Source organism: Tissierella pigra (assembly GCF_009695605.1).
GTDB lineage: Bacteria > Bacillota > Clostridia > Tissierellales > Tissierellaceae > Tissierella > Tissierella pigra.
Genome location: NZ_VUNQ01000002.1, coordinates 14,770 through 36,702, shown reverse-complemented (window position 1 = coordinate 36,702; position 21,933 = coordinate 14,770). Strand labels below are relative to the sequence as shown.

Sequence of the window (21,933 nt, the reverse complement as noted above, 5' to 3'; positions counted from 1 at the left end):
GGAAACTTCATAGAATTGCATGATATTAATTGTAAATTTTACATTAAAGCCAAAGTACATTTAAAACTATCAAGCACATTAAATGATATTGGTTTTAATTATTTAATTCACAATTCAACATTCACAATTCAAAATTTCGCCAAAGGCGACAAGGCAAGGATGCCAAAAACAAAAATCAAGGAGGAAGAAAAATGAGAATTAATAACAACTTAATGGCAATGAACACACACAGACAATTAGGTATATCAACTAATGGTGGAGCAAAGTCAATGGAGAAACTATCTTCAGGCTATAGAATCAACAGAGCTGGAGATGACGCAGCTGGACTATCAATCTCTGAAAAGATGAGAGGCCAAATTAGAGGACTTAACATGGCTTCTAAAAACTCTCAAGATGGTATCTCACTAATCCAAACTGCAGAAGGTGCATTAGATGAAACTCATGCAATTCTTCAAAGAATAAGAGAACTTGTTGTTCAAGGTGGTAATGGTGGTACCTTAGAAGATGATGATATTGCTGCAATTAATGCAGAAATTACAGAATTAAATGAAGAACTAGACGGAATTTCTGAACGTACAGAGTTTAATGGTAAGAAATTACTAGATGGATCTTATGATGGAAACTTACAAATAGGTGCAAACTCAGGACAACAACTTAATTTAAAAATTAGTGGTGCAATGTCTTCGAGTGGTCTAGGAGTTAAAGCTGTAGAGGTAGACGGAACCTCAGGACAATTCGATACAGATATAGCATTAGTAAATGAAGCTATTAAAACTGTTTCCGAATTAAGATCTAAGCTTGGTGCTAATCAAAACAGATTAGAACATACAATCAAGAACTTAGACAATGCTGCTGAAAATCTACAAGCTGCAGAATCAAGAATTAGAGACGTAGATATGGCAAAAGAAATGGTAGAGCAAACAAAACAAAACATATTACAACAAGCTTCAACTGCTATGTTGGCTCAAGCAAACCAAGCACCTCAAACTGTATTACAATTATTAAGATAATTGAAAACTTGGTAAAAAATATAATGAAAATGAAGAGTCAGAGAGAATTCTCTGGCTCTTTTTCTAAAAGATAAGGGGTATGATAGTATGTTTGCAGGTTTTAATTTGGCTATAACTAGTCAAGAACTAAAAGAACTTGTAGGAAGTGGTAACTTTGATTATTATAAAAAGATAGGAAGAGAGCATCTTAAACCGAAGAAAGCAATCTTTGAAGAAAACATACAAAAATATATAGAAAATGGAATTGCAGATGGAACAAAGATAGAGAATGATTGGTTTCCTAAAATAGAGACTGATATTTTTATTTCACATTCACATATTGATGAGGAGATTAGTTTAACCCTTGCGGGTTGGTTGCATGACGAGTTTCAAATTGATTGTTTCATTGATTCTTGTGTATGGGGTTATGCGGGCCATTTATTAGAATTAATAAATAAGGAATATAGTGATAAAAGGAAAGATGATAATGGGGGATATCTATATAATCATGAAAAATGCAATACGGCATCAAAACATGTAAATATTATGCTGTGCATGGCCTTGCAAAAAATGATTGATAAGGTAGAAGCTACCTTTGTGATTAATACAAGGAATTCAATTGATAAATATAAGGATGTTTATGAGGATAGCACATTTTCTCCATGGATTTATACAGAGATAGTATGTACACAGATAGTAAGGCATAAGCGGTTAAGCGAATACCGTAAAAAACACTTAATTAAAAAGGAGGTAAGTGAAAGCTATAGTGAAATACAGCAAGAATTTAAAGCAGTATATGAAGTGTCATTGGATCATTTAAAGATCCTTAATAAAGAGATATTAAATAATTGGGGAATTGCATGGAAGGATATAGATAGTAAATCTAATATGTATGCATTAGATGAGTTATATAAAATAGTAATTCCAGAAGCAATGGAAGATATAAGAAGATTTTATAAAGAACATCTTGCTATTTTAGGATAGAAGGAGAATGCTTAATGAATAATGGAATAGAAATAGAGGAAATTCATAAAGAGATTGATTTAATTCAAGACTGTATTAAACGTATGGAAAATAACTCCTTTATGTTAAAAGGTTGGCTTGTATCATTATATGTGGTTGTTTTAGGGCTTTTACCAGAAAAATTTAATATTTGGTTAATATGTAGTGTACTTATTACTATGACAATATCTTTTTGGTATTTGGATGGTTTCTTTTTGAGGACAGAAAAGATTTATCGTAATATATATGAATGGTGCTTGATAGAAAGACAACGAGGAAATAAAGAATTATTGTATAACCTAAATCTGAGTAGCTTTAAAGGGAAAATTGAAGATGTGGGTGGAATTGTTAATATAATGATGTCAAGGACTTTAAAAACCTTTTATTTGATACCTTTGAGTATGATTACTATTGTAGTTATACTTAATATATTAGTGAAATGGTGTTTATAAAATCTCGGAGTCATATATAAGCTATCAGACAATAAAGATTAAGACATTAAGACATTAAGATATTAAGATATATGAGAGATGGAAGTTATTCCTATCCAAATCATCACTACCATGGAACAGATCAAGTACTGCCGTATGATCCTCAAATTATGATAAGTTAAAGACTAAATCAGAATCGTTACAAGGTGTACTTAATGAACTGACAACTTTCTATAATAAAAGTGATTAGTATACTAATTGAATTGAGTAATGGTAAGGGGGCGATAAATATAAATTAAATATGTAAGTGTATAAATATGAATGATAAGGTTAAACATGATTATGAAGTTTATAGATCTACAAAGGAAGAGGAAAATGATATGAACGAAATTATTATGAATTAATATTGAAATATTCCTTTAAAGAGGTGGATAGATTCCCAGAACTAGATAATATTATAGTGGTCATTAGGAGAAAAGTGGAATAATTGGATTAGGGAAACGTGATAGTGGATGAGGTTGCTGTCACATTGTTGATAATAGAATAGCATAAGGAGCTGATACAATGTACATAGCAGCATTATCAATGCTTTATGCCAAATGAAACTAGTACAAGAAGCAAGTATATCAGTACTAAAAATGGCAATGGATACATCACAGGCTTGGAGCTACAGATTTACTACAGATGCTAGAAGCAAATACAAAAATAACGGAGCAATCTGTAAATCTACATATCGGTGAAAGTATAGATATTAGTTTATAAAATAAAAGAAATCTAGAAAGACATTAATCTTTAGATTTCTTTTTTATTACAGCAAAATAGTTTTAGAATTCAAATATTGTGGTAAAATAATAGTAATAAGAGAAATAATAAATATAGAAGTTCAAGTAAGAAAAGAAGATAACTATAGAAAAAGAAGCTTGTACTATTGGTCCAAATCCTATGGAGAAACAATATTAGGCTCAGAAGGATATGAAAATCTTAAAAAGACAATAGTAATAAATATATTAGGATATATAGAAGTAATAGAAAGTAATAAACTACACACCATATTTAAAATAATGGAACAGGAAGAACATTTTCAACTACTAGAAGATTTACAAATACATTATTTAGAGCTACCAAAACTATCAAAGAAAAGAATAGAAGAATTAAATAAAGTAGAATTATGGTTAGATTTCCTAAGAGAAGCGGGTAAGGAAGGAAATGAGAAAAGACTGAAAGGGTTAATGGAGAGGAGTGAAACCATGAAAACTGCCATAAATAAATTGCAAGAAATTTCATCAGATGAAAAAATGAGGGAATTATATAGGGCAAGGGAAAAATATAGGATTGATATGATATCAAAACTAAAATATGCAGAAAATAAAGGGAGAGAAGAAGGAAGAGAAAGTAGTATAAGAGAAATCGCAAGAAAAGCTATAACAAAGGGGCTAGACATACAATATATATCTGACTTAACAGGACTAACAATAGAACAAATAGGAAAACTTAAGAATGAAATAGAAAATTAAAAGATAGTCAGAGATTTTCTGACTATCTTTTAATATGTAAATATATATCAAATTTTGCCGATAATATATACATACTGAGGAATGGAGGTTTTGTTTTGAAAATTCATATAGAAAATAAAACATTAGAGTTTGAAAATAATTCAAAAGAAATAGATAGTATTCTTAATGAAATAGATAATGTAATTAATCAATCATCTAAGATACTAAGTCATATGATAATAGATAGTTTTGAAGTCTATCAGGATTTTTATAATTATCTTTTAGATAATATTAGAGTAATAGAAGAGGTAAAGGTCATTACACTAACATACAAAGAATTAGTTCAAGATATATTAGTATCAACAGTACAATATGTTGGAAGAGTTCCCAAAAACATAGAGGAACTATCAAATAGTTTTTATAAGAATCCAGATAGACAAGCCTGGGAAGGACTAAATGATTTATTAGGTGGAATAACTTGGATAATCAATACATTTTCTTCAATAGATCAAGATAAAAGACTTAATGATGTAGTATCAAGCTATGAGTCTTGGAATCTATATGCAAAGGAAATATTTTCATTACAAGAAATCCTAACTGATTTTAAGGAAGCGTTGGAAAGTAATGATAATGTTACAATAGCCGATATACTTTTATATGAGATACTACCAATTTTTAATGAAATGGAAGAAAGACTATTAGAATTAGTTAAGATGGAGGAAAATCTAGATGATCTTAATTGATAACATTAATTACCTAAGAGAGAAGTTTCCTTTAGTAAGAGAAAGGTTAAAATTAGTAGAGGAAAATCAGAGTAAACAATTTCAAATAGAGGAAACAAGAAAAGGAGATAAAACCCTTTCATATAATAAAGATGATAAAAAAGTATACTTTCATAGTAAATATGATCCCATAAGAGAAGCAAAGACTATTATAGAGGAATATAAAGATATAAAAGATACTAATATAATATTTTATGGTACAGGACTGGGTTATCATATAGATTTATTTGTAAAAGAAAATCCAAATAATAATTTCTATATATTTGAACCTATAGAGGAATTAATGGAAAAGTTTCTATCCATTAGAAATTTATCGAAATCTGAGTATAAAGATTTAAGGGGTATAAGTATAGGGAGAGATAGTATTGAATCAGATATTAGTAGCTTCTTGGAACTAAACAGAAAAGAAACAATAATTGTAGAATTACCTATTCACAAACAAGTATTTGGGGAAGAGTTTAAAACTTTTAGCCAGATATTTTTAAATGTAATAAAACTTAAAAGAAGTAGTATCGCAATAGAGTATTCCTTCCAAAGAAGATGGATAATTAATAGTATGAAAAACTTCAGAGAAGTATTATCTACCCCTAATATTTTAGTGGAGAAAAAAGGTGTATTTAAAAATAAACCTGCCATATTAGTGGCAGCTGGACCCTCTTTAAATGAGGAAATAGAGAATATTAGATATATTAAGGAAAATGGACTAGCCTATATATTTAGTGTGGGATCTGCCATAAACACACTTATACATCACAATATTTATCCAGATGCGGCGACTACCTATGACCCAGGTGAATTTAATCAAAATGTATTTAAACGAATTAAAGAAGAAAAAATAAGCCAAATTCCTATGATTTTTGGTTCGTCAGTAGGGTTTGAAACCTTAGAAAATTATCCAGGAAAAAAATATCATATGATAACTTCACAAGATAAGGTAGCAAATTATTATTTAGAATATAGTAATGGAATGGAAATTGATATAGTATTAGATGCACCTAGTATCGCAGTTGTCACTTTGCAGCTATTGGCCAACTTGGGATTTAGTCCCATTATATTAGCAGGACAAAATTTAGGATATATGGGTAGGATGAAGCACTCAGAGGGAGTGTACTATAGCAAGGATTTAACTGAACAAGAGGTAGAAGAGGCATTGTGGATAGAAGATGTATATGGAAACAAGATAAAAACTAATGATGGTTTCAATAGAATGAGAGAACAAATGGAATTATACATTACTAATATGGAAAAGGGTAGGGTAATCAATACCACTAAAGGTGGTGCTAAAATAAATGGTACAGAATTTAGAGAGTTAAAAAATATAATAGATAATGATTTACCGCAAAAAAGTATAATTGAAAACTGGCTAGATGAGAGTAAATCCAATTACAATAAGAAGGTATTAAAGGACAAAGTTGAAGCTATGGACATAGCCTTAGATGAAGCTTATAGATGGATTAAAGAATATAATAGATATTTGTATAAGATGCTAGACTTAGTTAAAAACAGAAACTTTAAACAATTGGATATTATGTATAATAAGCTAGATATAAGTATTACGGCTTTGGAATCCAATGTTTTTTTTACTACATTTATTCTTCAAATGAATAGAGTGCAACATAAATTACTTGCTGATGCAGTGAAAATTTCTAAGTTGGAAAAAGATTTATATAAGAAACATATGGATTTATTAAATAGCTATAAAGTATTCATTGATAGATGTAGTAATGATATGGAATTAATAAAACCTATATACGAGGAAATGAAAAATGATATATTGAAATATATTGGAGATGGTGAGAAAAATTATGCTAAACAGTAAATCAATTTTAATAACAGGTGGGACAGGCTCATTTGGACAAAAGTTTATAGAAATGATACTTGATAGATATAATCCTTCTAGGGTTATAATATATTCGAGGGATGAATTTAAACAAGACATGGTAAGGAAGAAATTCATGTCTAAATTAACCAAAGAGCAACAATCTAAATTAAGATTTTTTATTGGAGATGTAAGAGATAAAGAGAGGCTTTATAGAGCTTTCAAAGGTGTTGATTATATAATTCATGCAGCTGCAATGAAACAAGTACCAGCTTGTGAATATAATCCATTCGAAGCTATAAAAACAAATATACATGGTGCACAGAATGTAGTCGATGCTGCTTTAGATTGTGGAGTTAAAAAGGTAGTAGCATTGTCTACTGATAAAGCAGTAAATCCGATTAATTTATATGGTGGAACAAAATTGGTATCTGATAAATTATTTATATCAGCAAATGCATATTCTGGTGAAAAGGGAACTATTTTCTCTGTAGTTAGATATGGGAATGTAGCAGGTAGTAGAGGTTCTGTTATACCTTTTTTTAAGGAATTAATTGAGAAAGGTGAAAATGAACTTCCAATAACAGATTTTAGAATGACCAGATTTTGGATTACTCTTGAAGAAGGGGTAGAGTTAGTATTTAAAGCTTTAGAAGAATCAAAAGGTGGAGAGACATATATATCAAAGATACCGTCATTTAAGATAACGGATTTAGCTAAAGCGATGTTACCAGGTTGTAACTTAAAAGAAGTTGGCATTCGAGAGGGAGAAAAACTACATGAAGTAATGGTAACAAAAGATGATTCGAGAATGACCTATGAATACAAAAAACATTATATAGTATATCCTCATTTTGACTGGTGGAATTCTGAAGGATTTTTTTCTGAAGGTGGACAATCTATAGAAGATGGATTTGAATATAATTCAGAAACTAATGAAGAGTGGTTAAGTGTAGAAGAATTAAGAGAATTATTATCTCAATTAGATATGATTCCATTTATAGATGATAAAAATAAAGAATAATAAAGATAGGTGAAATATCATGAAACCAGCGATATTAGGTGGAATACCTACAAGAAAAGAAGCATTACCCTATGCAAAACAATATATAGATGATGAAGATTGTATAGCTGTAAATGAAATTTTAAAATCTGATTTTTTAACAACTGGTCCTAAAGTAAAGGAGTTTGAAGAAATAATAGCTAATTATGTAGGAGCTAAATATGCAGTAGCATTTTCAAATGGTACTGCAGCATTACATGGGGCTTGTTATGCTGCAGGTATCGGTGTGGGGGACGAGGTAATTACAACTCCTATGACATTTGCGGCATCAGCAAACTGTGTGTTATATACAGGTGGAATCCCAGTATTTGCAGATATTGATCTAAATACATTTAATATTGATGTAAAGGAAATTGAAAAGAAAATCACTAATAAAACTAAGGCTATAATACCAGTAGATTACACAGGACAAGCAGTAGATATAGATGCTATTAAAGGTTTAATAAAAGATAGAGATATAGTAATTATAGGAGATGGAGCACATTCTTTAGGAACTAAATATAAGGAGACTAAAGTAGGTTTTGTTGCGGATATGACAATGTTTAGCTTTCATCCAGTAAAAACTATAACAACTGGTGAAGGCGGAATTATAACAACAAATAATGAAGAATACCATACTAAATTAATTAACTTTAGAACCCATTGTATTACAAGAGATATTAACCAGCTTGAAAATAAGGATGGTGGAAATTGGTATTATGAACAGTTAGACCTTGGATTTAACTATAGAATGACGGATTTTCAAGCAGCTCTTGGAATAAGCCAAATGAAAAAACTAGATAAGTTTATAGCTAGAAGAAAAGAAATAGTAAGTAGATATAATGAAGCGTTTAAAGATTTAGATGGGATTATTCTTCAAAAAAATGAAGATTATTCTGATACAGTTAATCATTTATATGTACTGAGGCTTGATTTAGATAAACTTAAAATAGATAGAAAAGAAATATATAATGCATTAATTGCAGAGGGTATAGGAGTACATGTACACTATATACCAGTATATTGGCATCCATATTATCAGAAGTTAGGGTATAAGAAGGGTTCATGTCCTAAGGCTGAAGAATTATATAACTCAATTCTTACAGTGCCATTATATCCAACAATGACAGATGAAGATGTAGAAGATGTAATTAATGGTTTTTATAAAATAATTAATTACTATAGAAAGTAGTGTGGATATATGAAAACAGTAGTGATAATACAAGCTAGAATGGGGTCAACAAGATTACCAGGAAAAGTAATGATGAAACTATGTGGAAAGACAGTATTGGAACATGTAATAACTAGAGTAAAACAAGCTAAAGAGATAGACGATATAATAATAGCAACAACGGTTCAAGGAGATGATAATTTCATAGTAGAAGAATCAAAAAAATTGGGAGTTAAATTCTTTAGAGGTTCTGAAGAAGACGTATTATCAAGGTATTACTATGCTGCTAAAGAAAATGATGCAGATATTGTAGTAAGAATAACATCAGATTGTCCTTTAATAGACCCCAAAAGAGTTGATGAAATCATTAGATTCTATAAAAAATATAAGTATGATTTAGTAACCAATGCAGGTGCCGATTTATCTCAAAGAACATATCCAAGGGGATTAGATACAGAAGTATTTTCGTTTGAGGAGCTAGAGAATGCTTATATAGAAGCCAAGAAAGATTATCAAAGAGAACATGTAACGCCATTTATCTATGAAAATAGCACTAACATATTCTATTATAAAAATGATATAGACTATTCAAAACATAGATGGACATTAGATACAGAGGAAGATTTTGAATTGATAAATAGAATATATGAAGAACTTTATAATGGAAAACATAATTTCTATCTTGAAGAAGTATTGGAGCTATTTAAAAGACAGCCAAATTTATTTAATATAAATAACTATATAGAGCAGAAGAAGCTATAAAAAAGAGTAAGGAGACAAATAATATGGGAAACAATGATAGCCATAAATTAGTTTATGCTACAGAAGACTATTGTGATTTATTATTTGAATGGGTTAATGATGAGAAAGTTAGACTTAACTCATTTAACTCTGAAAGAATAAAATATGAAGAACATAAAAAATGGTTTAAAAGTAAAATTGAATCAGATGATACAGTTATTTATATATTTAAAGCCAATAACCAAGATATAGGTGTAATTAGATTAGAGAAAATGGACAAGAATGGTTATTTAATTAATTATAGTATTGCAAAAGATTATAGAAAAAAAGGATATGCAACAACTTTATTAAAATTAATAAAAGAAAAATATAAGGGGCAATTACTAGTAGGTAAGGTAAAGAAAGGAAACGTTGGTTCAATAAAAGCTTTTATAAATGCCGAATTTATAATCAAGAAAGAATATGATGATATATATGAGTTTTATTCTTTTAATAAAGAGTAACTATGTAGGAGGTAGGAGTTTATGTTTGATAATCATATATATATAGTAGCAGAATTATCAGCAAATCATGGACAAGATATTCAAATAGCTAAAGATACAATAAAGGCTATAAAAGAAGCAGGTGCGGATGCAGTAAAACTTCAAACATATACAGCTGATACAATTACTATAGATTGTGATAATGAATACTTTCAGATAAAACAAGGAACTTTGTGGGACGGAACGACATTATATAAATTGTATCAAGAAGCATATACTCCGTGGGAATGGCATAAAGAACTGTTTAATTATGGAAAAGAAGTAGGAATTACTATTTTTTCTTCACCTTTTGATAAAACGGCTGTAGATCTATTGGAAAGTCTTAATACACCTGCATATAAAATAGCTTCCTTTGAAATAACAGATATACCACTGATTGAATATATAGCTTCTAAGGGAAAGCCGGTAATTATTTCAACAGGAATAGCTACTATAGGAGAAATAAAAGAAGCCGTAGATACATGTAAAAAGATGGGAAATTATGATATTACATTGTTAAAATGTACAAGTTCATATCCAGCACCTTATGAAGATATGAATATACTGACAATACCAAATATGAAACAAACATTTGGAGTAAATGTAGGTCTATCAGATCACTCAATGGGAAGTACAGTAGCTATTGGGGCAGTGGCCTTAGGTGCTAAATTTATAGAAAAACATGTAATCCTAGATAGGAGCATAGGAGGACCTGATGCAGAATTTTCTATGGAAATAGATGAGTTTAAAACAATGGTGGAAGAAATAAGAAAGCTAGAAAAAGCGTTGGGAAATATAGATTATAATCTTACTGATAAAGTAATTAAAAATAGAAGTTTTTCCCGATCTTTGTTCTTTACAGAAGATATAAAGGTTGGAGAGATAATAACTGAGAAAAATATGAAATCTATAAGGCCTGGATATGGAATACACCCGAGACATTATAATGAGATACTAGGTAAGAAAGTAATAAAAGATATTAAAAGAGGGACTCCTGTTGATTGGAGTTTAATAGAATGAAAAAGATAGTAATAAGAACATTAGGTGGTAAGGGAATAGGATATGGGCACTATTATAGGTGCCTTTCTTTGGCTAAGGCTATAAAATTGATAGATAAAAATATTGATATTAAATTTATAATAAATAAAGATTTAATGAGCTTAATTGAGAATACAGATTTTAATTTTACTATAAGTGAAGATTTAACAGAAGATATGAAAATTATTAAAAACTTAGATATTGATTTGTTTATATTTGATTCATATATAGGGGATGATAATTATCTTAGAGCTATAAAAGAAAAAACTAAATTAATGCTAATAGATGATAACAATGATATATATGATTCATCAATACCAGATATAATTTATAATGGAAATATTCATGCTGAAAAATTAGGATATTCTAATGTAGAAGGACAAATAAAGTTATTAGGTTCTAAATACTTAATAATGAAGGAAGAATATTGGAATTGTAATGTAGATGAAAACTTAGATAAAGGTGGAATTTTAATTACTACTGGTGGTACAGATGAGCATGGTATTGTAATAAAGATATTAGGAGAAATTAAAGACTTAAATGTAAACGTGAAAGTTATTATTGGACCAGGATATGCAGATGACTATATAAAAAAGATAGAAGAGAAAAAGACAGATAATGTGGAATTGATTTATAAACCAAGTAGCTTAAAAAAATACATTTCTTCTTCTAGGATAATAATTACTGCAGGAGGAAGCACTGTATATGAGGCTTTATTACAAAGAAGTATTCCGATTTTATTTAGTATAGCAGATAATCAAGATTTAATATGTAAAGAATTAAATGATTTAGGAATTAGGTATTTAGGTAAATATCCTGATATATGGTATTCCAGATTAGTGGATATAATTAATAATTTAAATAGTAATAGTACAAGTGATTTACATTCTAGTGTTTTCGATTTGGTAACTGGTAAAGGAGTATTATCAATTGCTAAATTACTTATTAAATAGATTCATTAATAAAAGAATGGAAACGATAAATAATCAAAGTTCAAATTGATCCACATAAAAACATATTAATATTTTATAAAAATAGATTTGTTTTAATCTTAGAAAGTTAATATTTATGCTACGCATAAGTCATTTCTTAGAAGAGTAATACGTTAAAGGAGGCATACCAATGGATATAGCAGCATTATCAACAGAACTAAGCCAAATGAAATTGGCTCAAGAAGCCAGTATTTCAGTAATGAAAATGGCAATGGATATATCAAAAGTACAAGCCGTAGATTTAACTCAAATATTAGAAGCTAATACTAAAGTAATGGAGCAATCAATAACTCCACATGTAGGACAGAATATAGATATCAAACTATAAAGACAGATTTCAAAATCTGTCTTTTTTAAAATAAGAATTGGATATTTGGTTAAAGGAGAAATTACTATGGATAACAAAAAGCAAGAGATAATTTCATTATTAGATACTATGGATAATAATACATTGGAGTGGCTATTATATCTAATAAAACTAAGACATAAAAGCGGAGATAATATAAATTATTCTATGAACCCAGATGTTAAAGAAATATGGGATAAAGCATGTAAACTTATGGAGGTAGAGCTAACAGAAGTTTCGTATAATACTTGGATTAAAGGCATAGTTCCTATTGAAATTGCTGAGAGTAATTTTAAGCTAGGAATAGTAAATCAGTTCAATAAAGAAATTATTGAAAGAAGATATATAAAATTAATTGAAGATGCCTTATTTTATGTTACAGATATAAATTTTGATGTAGAGTTTATTGTATAGTATTCAAGTAGGATAAAAAAAGTATTATAACTATAAAATCTATTCTATTGTTATTCAATATGATATAATTATACTAGTAAAGTTCAAGAAGTTGGAAAAAGTGAAGATCATTATAATACATACATAACAATTAATCAGGCAGAAACAATGAAATTTATAATAGAAGGTGATTATAATTGGAAGATAAGATGTTTGATTTGATGGAAAAGATGTATATTGAATTTAGTAAGAGATTTGATAACATTGAAAATGACATTGGTATATTAAAGACAGGTATGAGTACATTAAAAGAGGATGTAACAAAAATAAATACAAAAATTGAACATGAGCTTATGCCTAAGACTACTATTTTATTTGATAGGCATAGGCAACATTCAGAACAATTAGATAGAATCGAGAAGGAAGTATCTAAACATGGGGAGATAATTTTAAGAAGAATCAAATAAAAGTAAATATCCCTAAGTAAGAGTTGTACAACTCTTATTTAGGGATATTTAATTAATTTATAGCTATATTTATTTCTATAGGGATATTATCTACTAAAAGCTCAATACATAGAAGCTTCGGAGTATTGAATTTGGTCTTAATATTACTTCCATACATAAGAGTAGGAGTTGAAATATTAATATTTATATCCATAATAGAAAATTCAATACTAGCATTGGCAGTAAGCATGTTGGAAAGTTCAGATATGGCACTCTGAGCCATTTCATCAAATTCAGCAACTTCCATACCCATCATCATTTTAGAAGCAATTTTCTTAGCATCTTCTGTAGTTAAGGAATAAATAACATTGCCCTTCAAATCTCCTACAATTCCCACGATTATTAATACACCATCAGTAATTAGTTCTCCTTCATTAATATTTATTTTGCCTTTTTCAACTTTTTCAAATCCTATTTGAGGCATTACATTTTTAAATGATGTTAAAAATGGGTTAATATATTTTACATCCATTGTGCATCACCATCACTAAAACCTATATTTAAAACCATTTCTCCAAAATCAGTATTAATTTTCACTAAGAATGTTTTAAATTTTACTGATGATACAGTTAAGCTATCACCAGAGAATATTGAAGGAGGAGACACTCTTAGTCCTAATACTTTATTTTGTCTATTAAGTATAGAGCAAGCATTACCTGATACAATATTTGTAAACTCTCCTATAACTGCCATAACTTCATTGGAATTATTGGTTTCTCTTCTAAGTGCTTTGCTGGATAAAATAGTGGCTGTTTCAATAGACATATCTAATATCATTCTACCAGAGTATTTGCCAATAATACCAACGACTACAGATATGCCTTTTGATTTTAATAAATCGTTGGAAAGATGTTCATCAATGAAATTAGGAATCGTTTTTGTCATTTTATTTAAAGCATCAGCAAATGCTTCTTTAAATACAGGTAAGTATAGGTTTTGAAAAGTTTTAAATTGCTCCTTGTCTTCCATGATTCGATTAATAGCTAGTATAAGGTTATCTTCATCAATTGGTTTTTGAACATATGCATCGACATTATGTTCTTTAGCTTTTTTTAACATCTCTTCATCCATCATAGCACTTATCATTATAACTTTAATATTTTTATCAATTTTATGGACTTCCTTTGTACACTGAAATCCATCTGTATCCGGCATAGTTACATCCATAGTAACTATATCAGGTTTGCTATCTGATACTACTGAGATTACTTCTTCAAGGGAACTAGCTTGTCCCACTACTTCAAAGCCATTTTTTTCAAGAATATCCTTAATAAGTACAATTGAGAAATAAGAATCATCAACTACAACTACTCTTTTTTTAGTCAAAATAATCACCTCTAAAGATTTTATTCTTAAACATAAACTACTCTTTTATTTATAAAAAGAATATTTATTTAGTTAAATTAAATATTCTTTTTTCCTAATTATTCAAAGGAACCCCCTCTCGTCATTCTTATTATAATTATACCCTATAATGATTTATTCTAAATATATTTATATTTGAATTTATCCATGTATTGGAATATAATCAAGATAGATTAATTATTTCATAGTAAAAACTGTAGAAGAAGTATAAATGGCTATGAATAAACAAAATAACTTCTTGGAGGGATAAAAATGGATAATAAATTAAGTGGAAAAGAATTGCAAGAAAAATTAACGCACAAATGGAAAAATGTATGGGAAGCATTAGATAATGATGAAAGAGAAAAAGCATTTGCTATAAACGAAGAGTATAAGGATTTTTTAGATAAAGGCAAAACAGAAAGAGAAGCAGCAGAACAAATAATCAAAGTAGCATCTGAAAATGGATATATATCCATAGATGAAGCTATAGAAAAGAGAATAAAGCCAACTACAGGAATGAAGATATATGCCAACAATAAGGACAAGGCTGTTGCATTATTTGTAATAGGGGAAGAAAGCTTGGAAAGAGGAATGAATATAATTGGTTCCCATTTAGATTCTCCAAGAATAGATTTAAAGCAAAATCCTCTTTATGAAGATTCAGACTTTGCTTTATTAAAAACTCACTATTATGGTGGAATTAAAAAATATCAATGGGTAACATTGCCATTAGCCTTACATGGAGTTGCAATAAAATCCAATGGAGAAAAGGTTAATATTGTAATAGGTGAAGATGAAAATGATCCAGTATTTTTTATAACTGATTTACTTCCTCATTTGGCTAAAGATCAAATGGAGAAGAAAATGGGTGATGGAATTACAGGGGAAGGGTTAAATGTTTTAATTGGTAGTATTCCCTATGCAGATAGTGGTTTAAGTGAAAGAGTTAAATTAAATGTACTTAATATACTAAACGAGAAATATGGAATAACTGAAGAAGATTTTACTTCAGCAGAGTTTGAGATAGTACCTGCTGGTAAATCAAGAGATGTAGGTATAGATAGGAGTATGGTTGGAGGATATGGACAAGATGATAGAGTTTGTGCCTTTACTTCTTTCAAAGCTATACTTGATATAGAGAAGCCAAAGAAAACAGCAGTTGCTTTATTTGTAGATAAGGAAGAAATCGGAAGTGTAGGAAATACTAGTATGGAGTCCATGTTCTTTGAAAATATTGTTTCAGAATTAATAAATCTTACAGAAGAAAACTATTCAGAGCTTATGGTAAAGAGAGCACTTGCGAATTCCTGTGTACTTTCAGCTGATACATTGGCAGGATTTGACCCTAATTATCCTGAAGTTTTAGATAAGAAAAATTCACCCTTTATAGGAAATGGCATAACTTTAGTAAAATATACTGGTGTTAGAGGTAAGGGTGGAAGTAATGATGCTAACTCCGAATATTTAGGAAAAATCAGAAAGATATTCAATGATAATAATATAGTATGGCAAATGGGTGAACTTGGAAAAGTTGACCAAGGCGGCGGAGGTACTATTGCTTATATTCTAGCAAAATATGGAATGGAAGTAGTAGACTGTGGAGTTCCATTGTTAAGTGTACATGCTCCTTATGAAATTGCAAGTAAAGCAGATGTATATATGACTTACAAAGGATATAATGTTTTCTATGAAAATTAATATTGATTAGATGTGGTCTGGATTTACATCTAGGATTATAGGACTAAATATACGAACATACTATCAATTTAATCTCCATATGATATAATTATATGGAGGTGGTATTTATGTCATATATGGTATGTAAAAGATGTAGCAAGATGTTCCAAAGAAATGGTAGACTCTACTGTGATGATTGTTTTGAAATAATTGAAAAAGAACATGATTTGGTTATAGAATATGTTAGGAAATATCCTGATGCTACTATTTTAGATATTATTGCGGCAACTGGTGTTACTCTTAAAAGTATTGATTGTTTAGTAGAAGAAGGGTTTGTTTCCTATGTAGACAACAAGATACAAGAAATAGATGAGGAAAGATTAGCAGAGGTAATGGACAAGATATTAAGCAAAAGAGGTAGATTCCACCTACAAAATAAAAAATGAAATATAACTAAAGAAGAATCTCCCTGTATTATCTACAGGGGGATTGTTGTCATTATTCTTCTTTAGCCCAAGCATCAAGTTTTTCCATAGTCAATTTATAAGTTTCTTTAGATACATCAGGTAGTTCTCCTAATATCTTTTCTGCTTCCTTAAATCCTTGCTCAATTGCAGACCTAAGTGTCTCAACTTTAGATTTGTCTCCACCAGATATGGCTATGGCAAAATCTACTAGTCTTTGGCTTACAGCTTCTGCTCCAAGAGGACCATCGGGACCTATTAATGCTTTAGCTTCTAGTCTTGCTGTTTCATCTACTTCTACGATTTCATCAGCACCTAACAACTCAAGGCTCTTTCCTTGACGTTTAAGCATTTCTTGTACTAGTCTTATTAATTGGGAATGAGCTTCTTGACTTTGTCTTTTCAATTTAAGAATAGTATTTTTATCATAAACATGAGATGTTTCCTTTTGCTCTGTCTTCTCATAGACTGCTGCTGGAGTTTCGTTAGTTGTTTGAGTATCCTTTGCTTCTGTCTTTGAATCTATTTTCTTTTCAGCTTCTATTTTATCTGTCGTTGCCACAGGTGTAGTTCTTTGAATATTTTCAACTCTCATTATAATCACCTCTAATATATCTATCGGTAGATTTAGAAAAACCTTAAATTTTTCCATGTAAAATTTGGAAATTTTATATGATTTTATTTATGATTATATTTTTTTATAGAGATAGGAATAATTCACTAAATTCTAATAAATAGGTAGAAGATATTGACAAAATATGGTAACATATAACATAGTTTGACATATATTATACATATATATCTAATTTAAATATAAGGAGATGCTGTAATGAAAAAAACAAAAAAAGATGAAACGAGGGTTAGTGGTAAATCTGGAAGTTTAAAAACGAGAATGATTATATCAAATGTATTGATTTTACTAATAGTGTCTTTATCTATGGGTTTAATATCATATATACTTTTTTCTAAGAGTATAAATGGACATATGGATACAATTTTATCCAATAAAGCTTATGACTCAGCTAAAATAATTAATGAAAAGATAGACAAGTTCTTAATTGGTATTGAAGGTGTTGCTAGTCACGACATTATATCTAATCCAGAAATAAGTATGGAAGAAAAGTTTAGTATTATGAGACAAGAGAAAGAAAGACTAGGTTATACAGAATTATACATTGCAGATTTAAATGGAATTGTACAATTGGAAGATGGAAGTACTTTAGACCTTTCTGACAGTGCTGATTTTAAATTAGCAAAAAGTGGACAAAGTGTTTTACTAGAAGCCATTAAAAGTCAAATAACAGGAGAAAATCTACTGCCTATTTCTGCGCCTATTAAACATGATGGAAAAATAGTTGGAGTATTATTAGGCTCTAAATCTGTCGATGAACTTTATGGAATTATAAATGAAATAAGCTTTGGAGAAACTGGTGATGCTTATTTAGTCAATGAACATGGAGAATTAATAGCATATAATATTCAAGAAGTAGTTGAATCTGGAGAAATTACCATAGAGAAGATGAAAGCAATACCTGAATATGATGGTTTAGTAAATGTATTTGAGAGAATGGTTGCCGGTGAGTCCAATGTAGACCAATACTTCTATGATGGCAAAATGAGATATGCTAGTTATACACCAGTAGGGAGCAAAGGTTGGTCTGTGGCAGTTGCCATAGATGTAAGTGAAATGGCAAAGGATTTAAATGATTTGAGAAAATTCATGATAATCATTACAATATCCGCCTTAGGAATAGGTGTAATATATTCAGTTTTATTTAGCAACTCCATTATTAAACCCATAAGAGAAATAACCGAAAACATGAAGGCATTAGCAAGGTTAAATCTTAAAAGTGATATAAATCCTAAGGTTTTAAATAGGAGAGATGAAATAGGAGAAATAGGAAAGGCAAATAAGATTGTAATTGAGAATCTAAGGGATTTTGCCAGTATGGTAAATGTGTCAGCGGAGCAGGTGGCATCTTCTTCTGAAGAGCTAACTGCCATATCTGAGGAATCTACTTCTGCTTCTACTAATATGGCAGAGGCTTCTTCTGAAATTGTTATAAGCTCTGAAAATCAATTAAATGATTTATTAAATGTTACATCTTATATGGAAGAAATCTCTGCTCAAATCCAAGAAATAAGTAGCAATGCAGAATCCATAGATACTTTAAGCAGTGAGGTAGCAGATAAAACTCATATAGGTAAGTCTAAAATGGTTGATACAGATGTTCAAATGAATAATATTGTAAAGAGTTCTGAAGAAGTAAAAACTTCTTTATTAGAAGTAGACAATAGCTCCAATGAAATGGATGAAATTATAAATGTAATTAGGTCCATAGCAGAACAGACAAACTTACTTGCATTAAACGCTGCTATAGAGGCAGCAAGAGCGGGGGAGGCTGGTCGTGGTTTTTCTGTAGTAGCTGATGAAATTAGAAAACTAGCTGAAGAAACAGCAGTATCCACTGGTAGAATAGATAATATAATAAGAGAAAACCATACTATAATAGAAAAGGCTAACCATAATATGGAGTTAAGCAATTCTGAAATAAATAAGGGTATGACTACTGTAAAGGAATCTATAGAATATTTTAATCAGATATCTGAATCTATAAATCAAGTAACAGCACAGGTAGACAATATTACTAAGGCCATAAATCAAGTAGCACAAGGAACAGAAAATGCAGTAAAAGGGGCAGTAGCCATTGAAAGTATGAGTAGAGGTATAAATGACAGTATTCAAAATATATCTGCAGCAACAGAGGAGCAAACAGCTTCCATGGAAGAAATTGCATCATCATCAGAGTCTCTGTCTCAATTAGCAATGGAACTAAGGGATTTAGTAGCAAAATTTGAAATGTAAAAACAATAGGTTAGACCAATTGGTCTAACCTATTATTTTAATTATTTTTTACATACCACAATGTAGCATTTATTTCTCCGCCTAATATTATTATAATACTGCTCATATAAAGCCAAATAAGTAAAACAATGATTCCACCAAGACTACCATAGGTCTTTCCATAGTTTGCAAAGTTATTTACATAATATGAAAATATAGTAGATGTAAAAATCCAACCAATAGATGCAAATATGGCACCAGGCATAGCACTCTTTAAGCTAATTTTCCCATGACTTCTTATGGAAGGTATAAATCTATATAATAATGCAAATATAAGAATCATAAAACCTAAGGATATAATAACTCTAAAATATCGCCAAAAGGAAATAAACTTTTGTGTAATTCCTAGAAAATCAAATAATCGATTTCCAAGGACTTCTCCAAAGACTAAAGTTAAAAGTACAATAAGTAACAAGAATAAAAGTGCTAAGGTAAATAATATAGCCATGGCTCTTAATTCTATATAATTCCTTGTCTCATTTACATCATATGCTTTGTTCAACGCCCGAATAAGTGCCATTATTCCCTTAGAAGCAGCCCAAAGACCAGTTATAGCACTTAGGGAAAGAAGAGTTTCACTACTGGTTGTTATGGTTTCTACTAGCAAAGTATATATTATCCTTTGAGTATCCATTGGTAGCAAAACTATTATACTATGTAATACATCCTCTCGAGCAATAGGTGTATACGTTAATATATTTAGAAAAAATATTAGAAATGGGAATATGGATAATATTAAATAATATGACAATTGGGCACCTATTGCAGTTACATTATCATCTCCTATTCTGAACAATAATTCTTTTAAGAATCGACTATTTTTATTATTATACTTATCTAGCCAATTTAACAAAAAAACACCCCCCCAACTATATATACTAGTATTTTACCATAGAAATACATATTTAAACATTAGTTGGAGTTAGTTTCTTAGTCTAATAAATCCTCTAAGGCCATATTGAAAAGTTTTTTAAGACTGTCTTTATTTGTAGTGTAGTAGTATCTGTTATTTATAATACTAGGCTCAAAGTTTAATATTTCTAAGTCTAGAAGTAAGTTTAAGTGATAGGAAAGAGTAGCTGTAGTTAAGTGAAAATAATCTGCTAGCTCCTTGTTATACCAAGGTCTTTTGGAAGTTAATTTTAATATCTCTATTCTCTTATCATCAGATAATGCTTTAAATAATGCCTTATATGTGTCACGTTTCTTTCTGTTTTCAAATCTATGTTCTACAGTTTGCCCACAGGACATGACTAGAATATCTTCAAATGTAAAATAAATTACTCCTACATCCATATAAAAACTCATATAAATAATCATTTCTTTGTGAAGCTCTATAGCTTTAGAATAGTCTCCAATTCCAATAGTATTTATGAAATCAGTAGGATCTTTTTTAAATAGATCATTGTGAAAAATAAGTCTTTCATCCATATAATTATAAACTCTGTCCTCAAAGGGTTCATAAAACTCCTTATAAAAAATTTGCAATACATCTATTAACTTATTTTTATATTCTAAAGGATGAATTTTCATCTGCATAAAGGCTGATGCTATTTCAGGGGAATAAGCTTCAGTTAAGGTATCTTTCAACTCTATATCATCATCTAGTGAAGCTGGAAGCTCATAATATTTATAGGAGAATTCAATCATAGTAGAAGTATCTAAAGTCTTTAGAGATTCTATTAATTCCAAAGGATCTTTTATATCTTCCATCATCACTAGATTTAGACAAACATCTAATAATCTATAGGTTTCATCTGTTACAAATATTAAGTCATTACGAAAAAAAGGAGAAATATTATCATCTATATATTTCAACCAATCCTTTACTTCCTTATTTGGAGAAAAATCCATAATTCCTTTAGCAATGTCTTTTTCCAAGTCTGGAGTATTCCAATAAATTTGACGAGTTTTACTATTAGTATATTTCAGAATAGATACAATAAATTCGATTGCTTTGTTATATTCAATTTTACATGATATTATGCTTTCCATTTGACCCCTCCTAATTAGTCTTATATAAATGATACAATATACTGAAAATTAATTCAATACTAAATCAAAAATGCATTAGAAAAGTTTCTAACATAAACTTCGATAATTATATTGTAACATAAAGGAATATATGGTATAGTTTGTCTTAAGATAAGGTTTACAATTTTCTGTAAATAAGAAAACGAAAAGATACTTTAAACTATTATTCGTTTTATATTTTTACAATAAGTATTAAGACTTAATAGTCCAAATTAATTATCTGTTTAAATAATATCACGT

24 protein-coding genes are annotated in these 21,933 nt (G+C 29.5%); 19 read left to right on the top strand and 5 right to left on the bottom strand.

The features are described 5' to 3' along the window. Positions 1-191: 191 nt before the first annotated feature. The 16 genes from hag to FYJ83_RS01360 all read left to right on the top strand — a co-directional run bounded on the left by hag (position 192) and on the right by FYJ83_RS01360 (position 13,227). Positions 192-1,010 (top strand): flagellin Hag, encoded by an 819-nt coding sequence (gene hag, locus FYJ83_RS01435; protein ID WP_154438376.1) that lies wholly within the window; start codon positions 192-194, stop codon positions 1,008-1,010. Between the two features lie 87 nt (positions 1,011-1,097). Continuing rightward, positions 1,098-1,973, top strand: a complete 876-nt coding sequence (locus FYJ83_RS01430; RefSeq protein ID WP_154438374.1) for a hypothetical protein — start codon at positions 1,098-1,100, stop codon at positions 1,971-1,973. 14 nt (positions 1,974-1,987) lie between these two features. After that, positions 1,988-2,443 carry a hypothetical protein gene (locus tag FYJ83_RS01425; protein WP_154438372.1) on the top strand — a complete coding sequence of 152 codons (456 nt, stop codon included), beginning with the start codon at positions 1,988-1,990 and terminating at the stop codon, positions 2,441-2,443. A 557-nt stretch (positions 2,444-3,000) separates the two neighbouring features. Next, entirely contained in the window at positions 3,001-3,162 is a 162-nt protein-coding gene (locus tag FYJ83_RS01420; protein WP_412034773.1) for a YjfB family protein, read from the top strand. 48 nt (positions 3,163-3,210) lie between these two features. Further along, a complete protein-coding gene (locus FYJ83_RS01415; protein ID WP_326828282.1) occupies positions 3,211-3,936 on the top strand; it encodes an Rpn family recombination-promoting nuclease/putative transposase in 726 nt (241 codons plus the stop codon). A gap of 95 nt (positions 3,937-4,031) precedes the next feature. Next, positions 4,032-4,658 carry a hypothetical protein gene (locus FYJ83_RS01410; RefSeq protein WP_154438366.1) on the top strand — a complete coding sequence of 209 codons (627 nt, stop codon included), beginning with the start codon at positions 4,032-4,034 and terminating at the stop codon, positions 4,656-4,658. Further along, positions 4,645-6,516, top strand: a complete 1,872-nt coding sequence (locus FYJ83_RS01405; RefSeq protein WP_154438364.1) for a motility associated factor glycosyltransferase family protein — start codon at positions 4,645-4,647, stop codon at positions 6,514-6,516. Before FYJ83_RS01410 ends, FYJ83_RS01405 begins: the two co-directional genes overlap by 14 nt. Next, positions 6,503-7,540, top strand: a complete 1,038-nt coding sequence (pseB, locus tag FYJ83_RS01400) for a UDP-N-acetylglucosamine 4,6-dehydratase (inverting) (RefSeq protein WP_154438362.1) — start codon at positions 6,503-6,505, stop codon at positions 7,538-7,540. The genes FYJ83_RS01405 and pseB overlap by 14 nt, the downstream gene beginning before the upstream one ends. Positions 7,541-7,559: 19 nt before the next feature. Next, the gene (gene pseC / locus FYJ83_RS01395; protein WP_154438360.1) at positions 7,560-8,750 is read left to right on the top strand and encodes a UDP-4-amino-4,6-dideoxy-N-acetyl-beta-L-altrosamine transaminase; all 1,191 of its coding nucleotides are present in this window, start codon (positions 7,560-7,562) and stop codon (positions 8,748-8,750) included. 9 nt (positions 8,751-8,759) lie between these two features. After that, positions 8,760-9,491 carry a cytidylyltransferase domain-containing protein gene (locus FYJ83_RS01390; RefSeq protein ID WP_154438359.1) on the top strand — a complete coding sequence of 244 codons (732 nt, stop codon included), beginning with the start codon at positions 8,760-8,762 and terminating at the stop codon, positions 9,489-9,491. A 23-nt stretch (positions 9,492-9,514) separates the two neighbouring features. After that, the gene (locus tag FYJ83_RS01385) at positions 9,515-9,973 is read left to right on the top strand and encodes a GNAT family N-acetyltransferase (protein WP_154438357.1); all 459 of its coding nucleotides are present in this window, start codon (positions 9,515-9,517) and stop codon (positions 9,971-9,973) included. Positions 9,974-9,994: 21 nt separating this feature from the next. Continuing rightward, on the top strand, positions 9,995-11,011 hold the full coding sequence (pseI, locus tag FYJ83_RS01380; protein ID WP_154438355.1) for a pseudaminic acid synthase: 1,017 nt from the start codon (positions 9,995-9,997) through the stop codon (positions 11,009-11,011). Beyond that, on the top strand, positions 11,008-11,982 hold the full coding sequence (locus FYJ83_RS01375) for a hypothetical protein (protein ID WP_154438353.1): 975 nt from the start codon (positions 11,008-11,010) through the stop codon (positions 11,980-11,982). The genes pseI and FYJ83_RS01375 overlap by 4 nt, the downstream gene beginning before the upstream one ends. Positions 11,983-12,151: 169 nt before the next feature. Next, positions 12,152-12,349, top strand: coding sequence for a YjfB family protein (locus FYJ83_RS01370; RefSeq protein WP_154438351.1), 198 nt, complete (start codon positions 12,152-12,154; stop codon positions 12,347-12,349). Positions 12,350-12,415: 66 nt separating this feature from the next. Then, the gene (locus FYJ83_RS01365; protein WP_154438349.1) at positions 12,416-12,781 is read left to right on the top strand and encodes a DnaA N-terminal domain-containing protein; all 366 of its coding nucleotides are present in this window, start codon (positions 12,416-12,418) and stop codon (positions 12,779-12,781) included. A 176-nt stretch (positions 12,782-12,957) separates the two neighbouring features. Then, entirely contained in the window at positions 12,958-13,227 is a 270-nt protein-coding gene (locus FYJ83_RS01360) for a hypothetical protein (RefSeq protein ID WP_154438347.1), read from the top strand. A gap of 52 nt (positions 13,228-13,279) precedes the next feature. On the opposite strand, the gene FYJ83_RS01355 is transcribed toward FYJ83_RS01360, so the two are convergent. Both FYJ83_RS01355 and FYJ83_RS01350 read right to left on the bottom strand, forming a co-directional pair. Then, positions 13,280-13,738 (bottom strand): chemotaxis protein CheX, encoded by a 459-nt coding sequence (locus FYJ83_RS01355; RefSeq protein WP_154438345.1) that lies wholly within the window; start codon positions 13,736-13,738, stop codon positions 13,280-13,282. Continuing rightward, entirely contained in the window at positions 13,729-14,592 is an 864-nt protein-coding gene (locus FYJ83_RS01350) for a response regulator (protein ID WP_154438343.1), read from the bottom strand. The genes FYJ83_RS01355 and FYJ83_RS01350 overlap by 10 nt, the downstream gene beginning before the upstream one ends. 291 nt (positions 14,593-14,883) lie before the next feature. Here FYJ83_RS01350 and FYJ83_RS01345 point away from each other — a divergent pair, with 291 nt between their 5' ends. Both FYJ83_RS01345 and FYJ83_RS01340 read left to right on the top strand, forming a co-directional pair. Next, positions 14,884-16,311 (top strand): aminopeptidase, encoded by a 1,428-nt coding sequence (locus tag FYJ83_RS01345; protein ID WP_154438341.1) that lies wholly within the window; start codon positions 14,884-14,886, stop codon positions 16,309-16,311. Between the two features lie 107 nt (positions 16,312-16,418). Then, the gene (locus FYJ83_RS01340; RefSeq protein ID WP_154438339.1) at positions 16,419-16,736 is read left to right on the top strand and encodes a hypothetical protein; all 318 of its coding nucleotides are present in this window, start codon (positions 16,419-16,421) and stop codon (positions 16,734-16,736) included. Positions 16,737-16,788: 52 nt separating this feature from the next. Here FYJ83_RS01340 and FYJ83_RS01335 read toward each other — a convergent pair whose 3' ends face one another. Then, positions 16,789-17,406: a hypothetical protein gene (locus tag FYJ83_RS01335; protein WP_229768455.1), complete on the bottom strand. Its 618-nt coding sequence runs from the start codon at positions 17,404-17,406 to the stop codon at positions 16,789-16,791. Between the two features lie 177 nt (positions 17,407-17,583). On the opposite strand from FYJ83_RS01335, the gene FYJ83_RS01330 reads away from it, so the two are divergent. Next, positions 17,584-19,620 (top strand): methyl-accepting chemotaxis protein, encoded by a 2,037-nt coding sequence (locus FYJ83_RS01330; RefSeq protein ID WP_154438335.1) that lies wholly within the window; start codon positions 17,584-17,586, stop codon positions 19,618-19,620. 37 nt (positions 19,621-19,657) lie between these two features. On the opposite strand, the gene FYJ83_RS01325 is transcribed toward FYJ83_RS01330, so the two are convergent. Together FYJ83_RS01325 and FYJ83_RS01320 are read right to left on the bottom strand one after the other, a co-directional pair. After that, positions 19,658-20,512 carry a YihY/virulence factor BrkB family protein gene (locus FYJ83_RS01325; protein WP_154438333.1) on the bottom strand — a complete coding sequence of 285 codons (855 nt, stop codon included), beginning with the start codon at positions 20,510-20,512 and terminating at the stop codon, positions 19,658-19,660. A gap of 77 nt (positions 20,513-20,589) precedes the next feature. Beyond that, entirely contained in the window at positions 20,590-21,654 is a 1,065-nt protein-coding gene (locus tag FYJ83_RS01320) for a winged helix-turn-helix domain-containing protein (protein ID WP_154438331.1), read from the bottom strand. Positions 21,655-21,933 lie beyond the last annotated feature (279 nt).

Excerpts from the sequence above, each read along its gene's own strand:
- FYJ83_RS01355 (WP_154438345.1), bottom strand. The coding sequence starts at position 13,738 with ATGGATGTAAAATATATTAACCCATTTTTAACATCATTTAAAAATGTA.
- FYJ83_RS01430 (WP_154438374.1), top strand. The coding sequence starts at position 1,098 with ATGTTTGCAGGTTTTAATTTGGCTATAACTAGTCAAGAACTAAAAGAA.
- FYJ83_RS01335 (WP_229768455.1), bottom strand. The coding sequence starts at position 17,406 with ATGGAAAAATTTAAGGTTTTTCTAAATCTACCGATAGATATATTAGAG.
- pseI (WP_154438355.1), top strand. The coding sequence starts at position 9,995 with ATGTTTGATAATCATATATATATAGTAGCAGAATTATCAGCAAATCAT.
- FYJ83_RS01425 (WP_154438372.1), top strand. The coding sequence starts at position 1,988 with ATGAATAATGGAATAGAAATAGAGGAAATTCATAAAGAGATTGATTTA.
- FYJ83_RS01345 (WP_154438341.1), top strand. The coding sequence starts at position 14,884 with ATGGATAATAAATTAAGTGGAAAAGAATTGCAAGAAAAATTAACGCAC.
- FYJ83_RS01320 (WP_154438331.1), bottom strand. The coding sequence starts at position 21,654 with ATGGAAAGCATAATATCATGTAAAATTGAATATAACAAAGCAATCGAA.
- pseB (WP_154438362.1), top strand. The coding sequence starts at position 6,503 with ATGCTAAACAGTAAATCAATTTTAATAACAGGTGGGACAGGCTCATTT.
- pseC (WP_154438360.1), top strand. The coding sequence starts at position 7,560 with ATGAAACCAGCGATATTAGGTGGAATACCTACAAGAAAAGAAGCATTA.
- FYJ83_RS01370 (WP_154438351.1), top strand. The coding sequence starts at position 12,152 with ATGGATATAGCAGCATTATCAACAGAACTAAGCCAAATGAAATTGGCT.
- FYJ83_RS01365 (WP_154438349.1), top strand. The coding sequence starts at position 12,416 with ATGGATAACAAAAAGCAAGAGATAATTTCATTATTAGATACTATGGAT.
- FYJ83_RS01330 (WP_154438335.1), top strand. The coding sequence starts at position 17,584 with ATGAAAAAAACAAAAAAAGATGAAACGAGGGTTAGTGGTAAATCTGGA.
- FYJ83_RS01375 (WP_154438353.1), top strand. The coding sequence starts at position 11,008 with ATGAAAAAGATAGTAATAAGAACATTAGGTGGTAAGGGAATAGGATAT.
- FYJ83_RS01385 (WP_154438357.1), top strand. The coding sequence starts at position 9,515 with ATGGGAAACAATGATAGCCATAAATTAGTTTATGCTACAGAAGACTAT.
- FYJ83_RS01405 (WP_154438364.1), top strand. The coding sequence starts at position 4,645 with ATGATCTTAATTGATAACATTAATTACCTAAGAGAGAAGTTTCCTTTA.
- FYJ83_RS01390 (WP_154438359.1), top strand. The coding sequence starts at position 8,760 with ATGAAAACAGTAGTGATAATACAAGCTAGAATGGGGTCAACAAGATTA.
- FYJ83_RS01340 (WP_154438339.1), top strand. The coding sequence starts at position 16,419 with ATGTCATATATGGTATGTAAAAGATGTAGCAAGATGTTCCAAAGAAAT.
- hag (WP_154438376.1), top strand. The coding sequence starts at position 192 with ATGAGAATTAATAACAACTTAATGGCAATGAACACACACAGACAATTA.